Origin of the sequence: Longitalea luteola (genome assembly GCF_017356035.1) — a bacterium.
GTDB lineage: Bacteria > Bacteroidota > Bacteroidia > Chitinophagales > Chitinophagaceae > Niastella > Niastella luteola.
In genome coordinates this window covers 793,116-805,927 of the sequence record NZ_JAFIQX010000002.1, presented here as the reverse complement: position 1 = coordinate 805,927, position 12,812 = coordinate 793,116, and the positions used below count along the sequence as shown (strand labels likewise).

The following is a 12,812-nucleotide window of genomic DNA, read 5'->3' as shown; positions in this document are numbered from 1 at the left end:
TTCGTGTTTAATTTGTGCAAAAGTCAGCCCCCTGCATTAAGGGAATATTAACTATCAGTTAAGCCAATATTATGTTTGGCAATTAAAAGTTATACGAAAAGCTCACACCAATGCTTGAACCAAAACGGCTGCTGGCCCATACACGGTCTTCGCTGGCTTTGTAAGAACGTTTTGAAATTTTATCGGTATCAATCCTGTAGTTCTGGTAAAAGATAGATTTCTGATTCAACAGGTCCGCTATATTCAGTTTGATCTCGCCCTTGTTGCGCAGCACCTTTTGGCTCAACTGAATATCGATAACCGTTCTGCCATTCTCATAAATATCGGGTAAGCCTTTGGGATCGTTACCTACCGCTTCAATACGATGACCAATTCTGTTCACCAACAAACTGGCAGAAGTACGTCCAGCACCGGCATATGTTAAACCGGCATTGATCACATAGGGTGATTGTCCCTGCATAGGCCTGTCCTTATCAGCAACGGCTACATCCAGACCATCAACGTTTACGTTTGATTTAATGATGGCAGCATTGGCAAACACAAACAGGTCTTCAAGCCATTCCTGTTTTCCTAAAAAGCTTAACCGCTTTTTGATCTCGGCTTCTATACCATAGTTCAACGCATACTTTGCATTGTAGTATTCAAACACCAGGTTCAGCGGATTGGAACCGGGGTCAACCCGTAACTCAATCGGTTTGTTGAAATGTTTAACAAACACTGAACCCGAGATCACTTCACCGTTCGAAGGATATGTTTCAAAGCGCAGATCTACATTGGTGTTCTGGCTTCTTTCGAGTTTGGTATTACCTCTCACCTGTACGTTGCGTACGAAATCATAGAATGAGAAGTTGGCAATTTCCCTGAACTCAGGACGGCTTACCGTACGGCTGGCCGAAAAACGCAGGTTCGTGCGGGGCGTTATTGAATAGGTAAGGTTCGCAGAAGGCAGGATGTCGAGGTAGTTCTTATCAGCCTTCACTTTCATGCCTGAGAAATCAGATGTATTTACTGTAAATCCAAAATTCTCAACACGAACACCCCATACCAGGCGGAACTTATCGTTCAGTCGGTTATCGAACATAACATAACCGGCATTCAACAATGAGTTCGCATCGTATTTATCAGTGGTATTGGTAATTTCCTCCAGGGCAAGTCCTTCAGTATTCATATTGGCATCCTGGAAAATATATTTAACCGGCATGGTTAAATAACCTTCGTTGAAGTTGGTTCCAGGTGCTCTGTTGTACCGGAAAATGCGGGCATTGAACTCGCGGAATTTGTATTGTGTCAACAAGCCGAATTTAACGGTGCTTGCATCGTCGCCAAACAAACGGAATGGTGTGGAATAGTTAACATTGGCGCCTGTTGCATGTTCTTCGAGGTTGGCAAAGAAACGATAGGTATCTCTCAACACCACTTCATAAGGAACATCTGCTTTATTGGCATTGGATGAATCTTTAATAAAAGGCGCGAATTTATAATCAGGATTGTCACGCAGGGTCAATGCATAGTTCAGGTTCCAGGTAAGCTTTGATTTGTTCTTCATCGAATGCTCACCTTCCAGCTGGGTGCTGTATAATGTTTTTACAACAGTTTCACCCCCCTGGGCATAGATCGATGCAAAACCACTGTAGTATTGAATACCGTTCCTGATCATATTTGAGTTTTCAAATAAACGGTTGAACAGGTTCTTGAAAGCGATCTTGGTGTTTCCTTTTTTATAGGAAAGGTTCAATAACGCGCCCAGGCTCGTAGAGAATTTATACGTAGAATCAGTGTAATTATAAGCAGCACCGCTCACTTGTGAGAACTGGTTGTCGAATTCCTGTCTGGAACCTTCTACCATCGATTGGCTATTGCGGTAAGTAAGCGAAAGAATTGAACCCAGTACGCCTGAGTTCTTCAGGTCGAACCGTTTGCCCCAGCTCAGTTGATAGCTTTGGTTGGGTAATGCATTGGCATTATAGCGGTCGCCGTACGTATTCTTCATTAATTTTGAATACTCAGCGCGTTGTTCAAAAGTAGAACCCTGAAATCTTCCTCTTGAAGGAAAATTATCGGGCAATTTGCGGCTGCCGTCATCAAAACCGAGATAATCGGTGGCGGCTACATAACCGGGGTTGAAATCTTTAAAAGTAGAGATCGTATTATAACTGGCGCCTGCACCCAGCGTTAGAAAATTGCGGCTGGGAACATCCTTTGTTGATACCTGTACAACACCACCTGCAAAATCACCTGGCAGATCGGGATTGGCAGTCTTATAGATCATGATATTATCTATCAGGTTCGAAGGAATGATATCGAACGAGAAGGCTCTTCTATCAGGCTCCGTGCTGGGCAGCATGGCATTATTAATAGTAGCCACATTGTATCTGTCGATCAAACCACGCACTATCACAAACTTATTGTCCTGGATAGATGTACCGCTTACCCTTTTTAATACTTCCCCGGTATTTTTATCGGGTGATCTTTTAATGGATTCGGCAGAAATACCATCAGAAATGCTGGCATTGTTCTTCTGCATGTTCAACAGGGCGAAATCGGATTCCCGCCTTGCCGATACGCTAACTACCACCGCTTTCAGCTCTTTACTGGCAGCCTGCATCACAATGTTCAGCTCCTGCAAACCATTTGCTTCAACCGCTACATCAGTAACCGTTTTATTATTATAACCAACAGAAGTTAATGTAAGGGTATATTTACCAGGATTCAGTTTTATTAAGAAACGCCCCTCCACATCGGTTGCAACACCACCGGTTGCATTGTTATCGATCTTAATGGATACTCCATTAAGCGGCTCATTCTTTTCATTCACAACTTTACCGGCAATCTTACCGGTTTGGGCATACGTAAATGTTACAGTGAGCAGACTAATAATTGTAAGAACAAGAATTTTACGCACAAATAGTGGGTTTATTTGCCGCAAAAGTATCCAGGAGGTGTTATCGCTATGTTACTCCTGTGTTAAGGAATTATTAACTGACCCGCATCAGGGGCCTTCTGAAGGCCTTAATGTTAAGCAAACGTTACGCGAATGTTTCGGCAACGTTACGCGAATATTAATTCGCTGAAATTCAACCAACTTTAAAAAAACTGGCACAATAATGATGGCAATGTGGTTGTAAGAGACTGGTTAAGTGGCTCTTAAAACTTGAATTGAAGCCTGGCCGTAAAAATATTATCCTTTTTATCGCCCGTATAACCGGCTAAGGAAGTGGATTCATTGGTGATAAAGTCATACCATAACATCAGGCGTACATTTTCATTCACTATATAATTGTAGCCGACAGTTACGGTAGAATATTTAATATCGGTTGCATTCAAATTATTGCCGCTCTCACCAATTTCCCGGCCTTTCACTTCAATGTTCGGATCGTACCAATCGTATTTAATACCAACCTGGTGTTGTTTGGTAAAATTCTGCAGGAAATAAATAAACGCGCCATCGAATTGACGAACATAATAAGGCTCATCCAACAAAGCAGTAGGTGTTTCACTGGTACCGGCGGAAGCAGTCTGGGTACCCCTCCAGTACTCAAGCCGCAGTTCGGTAGCAAGTCCGTCTTTAGGTTTCCACTTTAACTGCATATCGGCCCCATAATACTGGCGGGGAGCTTTGCGGCCAAGGTTGTCATCAGATGAATCTACAAGAAAGTGTTTACCATTGTGGCCATTGGCTATTTCATACGTATATTTTGTATTTTGAAACAGTCCACCATTTAAATAAGAAAGACCGCCAGAGATAAAGAAATCTTTGCTTAGCGGGTAAGGCCGCCAGGCGGCGCGGGCGATAAAATCTTTGTAAGAATCATATTCACTGGTGGCCGTTAAACCCTGGCCATTGAAAACGCCCGCGTCTACTTTCAGGTTGCGCAACGGATGATCCTTGCGGCGGGGCTCAAAGGAGATCATGGCACCCAGGTCGCGTTCATTTCTCATTAATATCTGTGACATCCGGCCACGTTCGGGCGTTTCGCGGTCGCCGGAGCTCAGGTTCACTTCGTAACCAAAGGGCCGGGCAAACATCCCGGTAGTAAGATTAAGCACATGCCACTTGTTTTCAAATACACGCCCCCAGAAATCACGGATAACCACGCCTCGTTCCGTACCATCAAACTGGAACGCAAAATAGAGTGAGATCTCTTCATTACTATTCATTCGCACATAATCCAACCGCACGCGGCCGCGCCGAAGCATGAACCGGCTGTTGGCTTTCGGCGCAAAGTCGCCCCCATTCCAGCTGTCGGCGCCTTTTTGTTGCGCAACCTGGAACTGGGGTTGCAGATAACCCGTAAAATATATTCTATCGAATTTCTTATACATCTGTAAAATACCTCTCCCCACATTGGTAGTGGTGTCGATCATTTGGGTTAAGAACTGAGCTTGCAACACACACGAACTTCCAAGGAAAAAAAGCAGAATGAAAAGCTTACGTAAACCAGAAAACAACTTTAAACGTGGAAGAGACATTATACCGGTTTTTTGGGGAGGCAATATTAAGCAATTATTATATTATGATTATTTCTTCAAAACCAGGGCCACCGGCATACGGTAAATCAGCAAATACTGGTATAATATTTTTATTAAGAAAAGCAGAAATAAAGCGCACTTACATCAGCGGCCATAGTCATTAGGGAATCAATTGATTATTTAGCATTTGGTAATCAACCCATTAAACAATTCGAGCAGCATTTCGCGCCCAATATTATCTTTGTGTTAAGTAATTATTACCGAGGCGCCCTTTTTTTTATCCTATAGTATTAGTTCTATTTTTGCGACAAATTTTTAGGTAAATGGGCTTAAACTCAATAATGAAGATTTTCATGCCGAAGGATAGGATATTCTACTCCTTATTTGAACAGGTTGCCCAAACTGTGGCTAAAATGGGTAAGGTGATGAAGGAAGTAGTTACAGAACCGGACTTCGACAAAAGGGCTGCTTTGATTGCCCAAATTGAGGACCTGGAGCATGTAAATGACGATTACACCCATAAGATCTTTACTGAGCTCGGCAGAAATTTCATTACACCCTTCGACCGTGAAGACATTCACTACCTGGCCAGCGCCCTGGATGATATTGCAGACTATATTTTCGCTTCTGCCAAAAAGATCAATTTCTACAAAGTAAATCCCAACGATCAGGGCATTCAAAAAATGGCCGATCTCATTGATCAGGGTTGCGAGCAAATTAAAAATGCCGTACTGCAGCTGCGCGATATGCGCGATATGCGCCAGATTACCGATGCCCTGGTAAAAGTAAACAGCATTGAGAACCAGGCAGATGATATTTTCGATCTAAGCATTGACCGGTTGTTCGAAACCGAACCCGATGCCAAAGAGGTTATCAAAAAGCGGGAAATTTATCAGGTAATGGAAATAGTAACCGATAAATGCGAAGATGCCGGTAATGTGATCGAATCTATCATTATTAAATACGCGTAACTGACAGGACCTGTTTATTACCTAACCGCGCTGCAATGTTTACATTAATAGTTATTATCATCATACTCGGACTGGCTTTCGATTTGATCAATGGTTTTCATGACGCTGCCAACTCCATAGCTACCGTTGTTTCCACCAAAGTGCTCACCCCTTTTCAGGCGGTTGTATGGGCAGCCGTTTTCAATTTTGCAGCCTTCTGGATCTTCGATCTTAAAGTAGCCAACACCGTTGCCAAAACCGTACACAGCGACTCCATTAATTTATATGTGATCTTTGCGGGCCTCATAGCCGCTATCGCCTGGAACCTGCTTACCTGGTGGTTTGGCATTCCTTCCAGCTCATCGCATACCCTCATTGGTGGTTTTGCAGGCGCTGCGGTGGCACACGCCGGCAGCTTCGATGTTATTAACCAGAAAGTAATTTTTGATACCGTCAAATTTATTGTCCTGGCGCCCTTTATTGGTATGTTCATCGCATTTTTGATCACGGTGCTCATCGTGAACCTCTGCCGGAAGGCCAATCCTTATCATGCAGATAAATGGTTCCGGCGGTTGCAGTTGGTATCCTCTGCCGCCTTCAGCCTCGGGCACGGGGGTAGCGATTCGCAAAAAGTGATCGGTATTATCACCGCATCCATGGTCGTATTTGGCGCCTGGTGTGTAAAAAATGGTGTACCAATACCTGACTGGGCACTGATAATAGAAAAAGTAGATGCGAACGGCAAAACCAGTTATGGACATGTGCCGCAATGGATCCCCATCACCTGCTATGTTTGTATTGCCCTTGGTACCATGATGGGTGGCTGGCGTATCGTAAAGACCATGGGTACCAAGATCACCAAGGTAACTCCGCTTGAAGGCGTAGCCGCAGAAACAGCCGGCGCTGTAACCTTATATGGCGTTTCACAGGGACTGGGTATTCCGGTAAGTACAACGCACACGATTGCAGGTTCCATTATGGGTGTGGGTATGACCAAACGCTTATCTGCAGTGCGCTGGGGCATCTCCATCAACCTGCTGTGGGCATGGATCCTTACCATTCCGGTTAGTGGCTTATTTGCCGCCCTGGTTTATTTTGTTCTGAAATTCATCAATCCTGCTGCGCATTAATATACCGAAATACGAAGCAGGAAGTATGAAATAGAAACAACCCGAATTCATACTTCCTGCTTCATATATCAACATTCCTCTTCCGCTGCCGTCGTTCCTCGTACTTCTTACCTCCTGTTTTCCCTGTTGCCAACTGAACAGGATTGCCATACGAAAACATCCGGTTCAAGCCCCTGCTTTCTACATTGGTTTTGATATTCCAACCGTTTCTTATTACTTTGGCATGATTTAACGCACCCATATAAACTTAGTAAATAATTGATGACATGAAAGGGATCATATTAGCCGGAGGTTCCGGAACTCGATTGCACCCAATAACTTACGCTATCAGTAAACAGATCATGCCTATCTATGACAAACCCATGATCTATTATCCGCTGTCTACATTAATGCTTGCCGGCATCCGGGATATTCTCATTATTTCCACTCCCCATGATCTTCCCCAGTTTAAAAGATTATTGAACGACGGTTCACAACTTGGTTTACGCTTTACCTATGCCGAGCAGGCGGTTCCCAATGGCCTGGCCCAGGCATTCGTAATTGGCGCCGATTTCATTGGAAATGACAGTGTGGCGCTTGTGCTTGGTGATAATATCTTCTATGGCGTAGGCCTGGGCGAACAACTTTCCAAAAACAATGATCCGGATGGTGGTATAGTATATGCTTATCATGTCAGCGATCCCGAACGATATGGTGTAGTTGAATTTGACAAGAACAACAAGGTTATTTCCATAGAAGAGAAACCCGCCGATCCAAAGAGCAGTTATGCTGTGCCCGGACTGTATTTTTATGATAATGACGTGGTAGCCATTGCCCGGGACCTGAAACCCAGCCCCCGCGGCGAATATGAAATTACAGACGTAAATAAAGAATATCTTCGCAGGGGAAAATTAAAAGTTTCCATTCTCGACCGGGGTACCGCCTGGTTAGATACGGGCACTTTCGATTCCCTGATGCAGGCCTCTCAATTCGTACAGGTAATTGAACAACGGCAAGGCATAAAAATAGCTTGTATAGAAGAGATCGCTTACCGGAAAGGCTTTATTACAAAAGAACAGCTGATCACCATAGCTCAACCCCTGTTGAAAAGCGGATACGGACAATATCTTATGAATGTGCTGAAAGACCAATAAACAACAGGCAATAGACAACAGGCAGTCAACAATCAATAGACAAAAAATTAATTGCCCATTGCCAATTGCCAATTGATTTTTACACGTTCACGATCTAAAATAAAACGATACAATGAGCAAAATTCTGGTTACAGGCGGATGTGGTTATATTGGATCCCATACCATAGTTGACCTGATAGAAAATGGCTTTGAAGTTGTTTCAGTAGATGATAATTCCCGGTCAACTCCTCGCATTTTAGAAGGTATTGAAAAAATTACCGGTAAAAAAGTAAAGAACTATAAGGTAGATCTATGCGATTTTGATGATACCTATGCGATCTTTCAGGAAAATACCGACATCACAGGTATTATCCATTTTGCAGCTTATAAAGCAGTAGGCGAATCGGTTGAACAGCCATTGATGTATTTTGAGAACAACATGTTTTCACTGATCAACCTGTTGAAATGTGTGGCAGAATTCAATATTCCGCATTTTGTTTTCTCTTCCTCCTGTACAGTGTATGGCAATCCCGATAAAATACCTGTAACAGAAGCCACACCGCCGAAACCGGCGGAATCGCCATATGGGTATACCAAACAAATGGGCGAACAGATCATCAATGAATTTTCGAAAGCCAATCCAACCAAATGTATCCTGTTGCGCTATTTTAATCCGGTAGGCGCCCATCCGTCCATCCTGATCGGTGAGCTGCCTATAGGCAAACCGGCCAACCTGGTACCTGTGATTACGCAAACAGCCATTGGCAAAATACCGGTAATGCAGGTGCATGGCAATGATTATCCCACACGCGACGGCTCCTGCATTCGCGATTATATCCACGTAAGCGATATTGCCCATGCCCATACGCTTGCCATCAAATATCTGCAGGAAGGAAAAAGCACCCAACGCTGCGAAGTGTTTAACCTCGGTAGCGGCAATGGTGTATCGGTGCTGGAAGCCATCAAGGCTTTTGAAAAAGTGAGCAATGTAAAACTCAACTATGTCATAGGCCCGCGCCGCCCCGGTGATGTTATTGCCATCTATGCCAATAATGACCATGCCCGCCAGGCCCTGGGGTGGGACTGCAAATATTCGCTGGAAGATATGATGACCACCGCCTGGAAATGGGAACAGCGACTGAAAGCAGATGCCAATTTTTACCAAAGCAAACCGGCTGATCTGAATTGATAAGGCTGGTGAATACAGGCTCAATGAACGATGGTGTGATTCATTGAGCCATTTGCGTTTTTTTACCTTACTTTGCACCACCAAATTTTTAACATGCTGAAAGAAATACAGGTAACCGGACAAAAAGATACCCGCAGTGGTTTTGGCGATGGTATTGTGGAAGCAGCCCGTAAGAATCCGAATGTAGTAGCCCTAACAGCCGACCTGGCTGGTTCTATGAAACTGAACCAGTTCATGAAGGAGTTTCCCGAGCGTTACGTTCAGGTAGGTATTGCCGAGGCCAATATGATGGGTATTGCAGCCGGTTTAACGATTGGAGGAAAAATTCCTTACACGACCACCTTTGCCAACTTCTCTACCGGCCGCGTATATGACCAGATCCGTCAGTCAATTGCCTACTCTGGCAAAAATGTGAAGATCTGTGCTTCCCACGCCGGTTTAACCCTGGGTGAAGATGGTGCTACCCACCAGATACTGGAAGATATTGGCTTAATGAAAATGCTGCCCGGAATGACAGTGATCGTACCATGCGATTACAACCAAACCAAAGCAGCTACCATTGCCGTAGCAGAATATGTAGGTCCCGTTTACCTGCGTTTTGGCCGCCCGTCCTGGCCTATTTTCACAGCAGCCGATCAAAAATTTGAAATAGGTAAAGCCCAGTTCTTCAGCGAAGGAAAAGACGTTTCTATTTTCGCCTGCGGCCACATGGTATGGAAGGCGATTGAAGCCGGTCGCATCCTGGAAGATAAAGGGCTGAGCGTTGAAGTGGTGAACATTCACACTATTAAACCACTCGATACCGAAGCGATCCTGAGATCCATCCGTAAGACGCGCTGTGCGGTTACTGTGGAAGAACATAATATCATCGGCGGATTAGGCGATGCCATTGCACAAACAGCTGCCAAAAGCTTCCCCATTCCCATTGAGTACATTGGCACCAATGATACGTTTGGTGAAAGCGGCACGCCTACCCAGTTGCTGAAAAAATATGGTCTCGATACACAGAACATCGTAGAAGCAGCACATAAAGTAATTGCCAGAAAAGGCTAGTCTGTTGTGAATGGTCAATGGTGAATGGTGAATATGGTTCATCATTCACCATTGTTTTTTTATGTTACCTTGCATTTTCCAAAATACACCCTTTCGCCTTTCGCGTTCAGCGTTCCACAAACAACCTGCTCTTCGATTTGATGAAACTCAATTCGTCATTATCAAAATATTTGATCACATATTGTGGCCTGTTTGTGTTTGCTTTTATTCCTTTCTTTCCCCTGATATATTGAGGGACCAGCACGATGGCTGCCAGTACCGGACCGGTTAAAGCAAAACAGAGTACCGGTTTATAACCCCAGATTGAAATAGCAAAAGTGGAAAGAAACGCAGCCACAAGCAGGTACAGCAATATACCCGGCACCCAGGAGATCAAAAAGAACATGAGGAGAACACGGATATTATTTACATAAATATTCACCCGTTTATTGGATCTCTGCACAAAGTCAGACGTTTTAATATGATTACAATAGCCCTGAATACGGTCGGCAGCCACCCCTTTTTCTTTTAAATAGGTTTCAAAAGAAAAGATCTTTCCATGCTCACTTTCGCTCTGTAAGCCGCCTCCTTTACTCAGGATCTGATTTACAAATTGCTGGTAAGCAGCTTCCGCTTCCTTGTTCAAAGAAGTGTTATTATCAAACACAGTTTGTACAGATCGAGGGGTTTCCATTATAAAAATTTTCAGGATGGGAAATTGGGCGACGAATACGGAATACCGGTTATTTTTTAAAGCCGGAGCTGATCATGCTTTTGACGAGGAAAAAGTAGATGCATGCTACAAAAGCAATACCTCCCCCTATGATAAAACGCAGTACATTTATCCAGCTCCATAACGAATAGCCAAACAATGAACATAGTGTGGCGGTAAGCACGAAAAGAATTACCGAGGCGCCTGCAAGCCCCAGGATCAGGATCCTCAACAGGGAAAAACTACTGTTTTTTTTCTCACTCATAAGGTTTGGATGTTTCAGGTACAGCCAGCTATAAATTCTTCATTGCAATGCTAGTAATTAAGGGCCGTATTTCAAATAGCCGGGGCGCTTTAACGCCCTTTTTGCAGTTTTCTGCCACATACATAATTCTGTTTTAATGTATCGCATAAAACAGTGATTTATACGTGATCACTAATATATTTGTTGGAAGTTTAAACTATAACCGTTGAACGGGTTCCAATATTTATTCACAGAAAAAGCTAACCTATGGCGGTGACCATGCAAGACAGCGAATTGCTGACGCAATTTCGCGATCCGGCCACTAAAGAAAAGGCCTATACGGCTATTATCCGAAAATACCAGGAAAGACTATACTGGCATATCCGCCGTATGGTAGTGGAACACGAAGATGCGAACGATGTATTACAGAATGTTTTTATAAGGGTCTGGAACGGACTGGAAAACTTCCGCGAAGACTCCCAGTTATACACCTGGCTGTACCGCATCGCTACCAACGAATGCCTCACGTACCTGGAACAACAGAAAAAAAAGAGCTCCGTTTCGCTCGGTGATGTGGAAAGCGGACTCGAAAACAAGATCAAGGCCGATAAACATTTTGATCCGAATAAACTCGAGTGGAAACTGCAATTGGCTATTCAACAATTGCCTGAAAAGCAGCGCGTTGTGTTTACCCTGCGGTACTATGACGAAATGCCCTACGAAGAAATGAGCCAGGTGCTGGAAACTTCTGAAGGAGCGCTGAAAGCCTCTTATCACCATGCGGTCAAAAAAATTGAGGATTACATCCTGAATCATTAAACTTTAATTAACAAATTAAGTCTCAGTTGGTGCAAAATGGAAAACAGGAACATCATATTGAAAGAATTGAGGGAGATCAGTCCGGCTGTTGCTGACATTACCCCCCAGGCGCCCTACGTTGTGCCTGCCGGGTATTTTGAAGGGCTGGCTGACAGGCTTTTGCAACTGGCCAAGGCTGCCAGTACCCCTGTTTTGCCACAAACAACCAATCCTTACCAGGTTCCGCAAGGATATTTTGAAGGGTTTGCAAACACTATGCTGCAGCTGGTAAAAGAAGAAGAAACAGCTCTTTCACCCGCTTTACAACAGGCTAACAGCAATCCCTACCGGGTTCCGCAAGGATATTTTGCAGGGTTTGCAAACACTATGTTGCAGCTGGTAAAAGAAGAAGCAGCAGCTCTTTCACCCGCTTTACAACAGGCTAACAGCAATCCCTACCAGGTTCCGCAAGGATATTTTGAAGGGTTTGCAAGCACTATGCTGCAGCGCGTAAGGGAAGCAGCTCTTCCCGTTGAAACAACCGATGCTGATAACGCAAGCGATGAACTGGAAGTATTATCGCCCCTGTTGAGTCAGATAGGTAAACAAATGCCTTTCAGCACCCCGGCCGGTTATTTCGACGAGCTGGGAGAAAATGCAGTAGCAGGTGCACAGGCCATTGAATTTGTGAACGGCGAATTGGAGAACCTGTCGCCCCTGATGAAAGGCTTAAACAGAATACAGGTATATGAAGCACCGGCAGGTTATTTTGAACAATTGCCTGGCCAGGTATTAAAAGCGGTTAAAGCACAGCAGCCAGCCAAAGTTGTTTCCATGCGCTTTACCCGCCGTGTATTACGGTATGCCGCAGCCGCAGTAATGGCTGGTTTGATCATTACTGCAGGTTGGTTGTACCTGGGCAATGGTAATAAAACAACAGATAAAGCAGCCCCCGCTGTGGCTGCCCAACTCGATAATATCAGCGATGAAATGCTGGAGAAGTACCTCGAGAACCAAACCCCTGCTCCGTCAGAAACAGTAATAGCGGCTACAACCGCTGCAGATGAAATTGATGCGAGTGATATGAAAGACATGCTGGCCGATGTAACAGACGAAGACCTGCAGCAGTATCTCGAAAAATACAGCACTGTAAAAGACATTCAAACGAACTAAAC

The 12,812-nt window shown here is 44.2% G+C and carries 11 protein-coding genes; 7 read left to right on the top strand and 4 right to left on the bottom strand.

Translation table 11 applies throughout. The annotated features are described in order from the left end of the window. Positions 1-82: 82 nt before the first annotated feature. Together JUB15_RS07585 and JUB15_RS07580 are read right to left on the bottom strand one after the other, a co-directional pair. Positions 83-2,902, bottom strand: a complete 2,820-nt coding sequence (locus JUB15_RS07585; RefSeq protein WP_207511858.1) for a TonB-dependent receptor — start codon at positions 2,900-2,902, stop codon at positions 83-85. Between the two features lie 242 nt (positions 2,903-3,144). Next, entirely contained in the window at positions 3,145-4,365 is a 1,221-nt protein-coding gene (locus JUB15_RS07580) for a putative porin (RefSeq protein ID WP_242696232.1), read from the bottom strand. Positions 4,366-4,811: 446 nt separating this feature from the next. Here JUB15_RS07580 and JUB15_RS07575 point away from each other — a divergent pair, with 446 nt between their 5' ends. The 5 genes from JUB15_RS07575 (at position 4,812) to JUB15_RS07555 (ending at position 9,904) form a co-directional block, all read left to right on the top strand. Continuing rightward, positions 4,812-5,441: a DUF47 domain-containing protein gene (locus JUB15_RS07575; RefSeq protein WP_240347787.1), complete on the top strand. Its 630-nt coding sequence runs from the start codon at positions 4,812-4,814 to the stop codon at positions 5,439-5,441. Positions 5,442-5,476: 35 nt separating this feature from the next. Then, positions 5,477-6,550 carry an inorganic phosphate transporter gene (locus JUB15_RS07570; RefSeq protein ID WP_207511856.1) on the top strand — a complete coding sequence of 358 codons (1,074 nt, stop codon included), beginning with the start codon at positions 5,477-5,479 and terminating at the stop codon, positions 6,548-6,550. 266 nt (positions 6,551-6,816) lie between these two features. Continuing rightward, positions 6,817-7,683 (top strand): glucose-1-phosphate thymidylyltransferase RfbA, encoded by an 867-nt coding sequence (gene rfbA, locus JUB15_RS07565; RefSeq protein WP_207511855.1) that lies wholly within the window; start codon positions 6,817-6,819, stop codon positions 7,681-7,683. Positions 7,684-7,795: 112 nt separating this feature from the next. Continuing rightward, complete coding sequence (gene galE / locus JUB15_RS07560) at positions 7,796-8,851, top strand: UDP-glucose 4-epimerase GalE (protein ID WP_207511854.1); 1,056 nt, start codon at positions 7,796-7,798, stop codon at positions 8,849-8,851. Positions 8,852-8,944: 93 nt separating this feature from the next. Beyond that, complete coding sequence (locus JUB15_RS07555; protein WP_207511853.1) at positions 8,945-9,904, top strand: transketolase family protein; 960 nt, start codon at positions 8,945-8,947, stop codon at positions 9,902-9,904. A 106-nt stretch (positions 9,905-10,010) separates the two neighbouring features. Here JUB15_RS07555 and JUB15_RS07550 read toward each other — a convergent pair whose 3' ends face one another. Then, a complete protein-coding gene (locus tag JUB15_RS07550) occupies positions 10,011-10,577 on the bottom strand; it encodes a hypothetical protein (RefSeq protein ID WP_207511852.1) in 567 nt (188 codons plus the stop codon). 49 nt (positions 10,578-10,626) lie between these two features. Further along, positions 10,627-10,860, bottom strand: coding sequence for a hypothetical protein (locus JUB15_RS07545; protein WP_207511851.1), 234 nt, complete (start codon positions 10,858-10,860; stop codon positions 10,627-10,629). A 246-nt stretch (positions 10,861-11,106) separates the two neighbouring features. Here JUB15_RS07545 and JUB15_RS07540 point away from each other — a divergent pair, with 246 nt between their 5' ends. Then, positions 11,107-11,658, top strand: coding sequence for an RNA polymerase sigma factor (locus JUB15_RS07540; protein WP_207511850.1), 552 nt, complete (start codon positions 11,107-11,109; stop codon positions 11,656-11,658). A 36-nt stretch (positions 11,659-11,694) separates the two neighbouring features. After that, positions 11,695-12,810 (top strand): hypothetical protein, encoded by a 1,116-nt coding sequence (locus JUB15_RS07535; RefSeq protein ID WP_207511849.1) that lies wholly within the window; start codon positions 11,695-11,697, stop codon positions 12,808-12,810. The last annotated feature ends 2 nt before the right edge of the window (positions 12,811-12,812 follow it).

What these genes read in the sequence shown, in the direction of transcription:
- JUB15_RS07555 (WP_207511853.1), top strand. Translation starts at nt 8,945, where the DNA reads ATGCTGAAAGAAATACAGGTAACCGGACAAAAAGATACCCGCAGTGGT.
- JUB15_RS07535 (WP_207511849.1), top strand. Translation starts at nt 11,695, where the DNA reads ATGGAAAACAGGAACATCATATTGAAAGAATTGAGGGAGATCAGTCCG.
- galE (WP_207511854.1), top strand. Translation starts at nt 7,796, where the DNA reads ATGAGCAAAATTCTGGTTACAGGCGGATGTGGTTATATTGGATCCCAT.
- JUB15_RS07550 (WP_207511852.1), bottom strand. Translation starts at nt 10,577, where the DNA reads ATGGAAACCCCTCGATCTGTACAAACTGTGTTTGATAATAACACTTCT.
- JUB15_RS07570 (WP_207511856.1), top strand. Translation starts at nt 5,477, where the DNA reads ATGTTTACATTAATAGTTATTATCATCATACTCGGACTGGCTTTCGAT.
- JUB15_RS07580 (WP_242696232.1), bottom strand. Translation starts at nt 4,365, where the DNA reads ATGATCGACACCACTACCAATGTGGGGAGAGGTATTTTACAGATGTAT.
- JUB15_RS07545 (WP_207511851.1), bottom strand. Translation starts at nt 10,860, where the DNA reads ATGAGTGAGAAAAAAAACAGTAGTTTTTCCCTGTTGAGGATCCTGATC.
- JUB15_RS07540 (WP_207511850.1), top strand. Translation starts at nt 11,107, where the DNA reads ATGGCGGTGACCATGCAAGACAGCGAATTGCTGACGCAATTTCGCGAT.
- JUB15_RS07575 (WP_240347787.1), top strand. Translation starts at nt 4,812, where the DNA reads ATGAAGATTTTCATGCCGAAGGATAGGATATTCTACTCCTTATTTGAA.
- rfbA (WP_207511855.1), top strand. Translation starts at nt 6,817, where the DNA reads ATGAAAGGGATCATATTAGCCGGAGGTTCCGGAACTCGATTGCACCCA.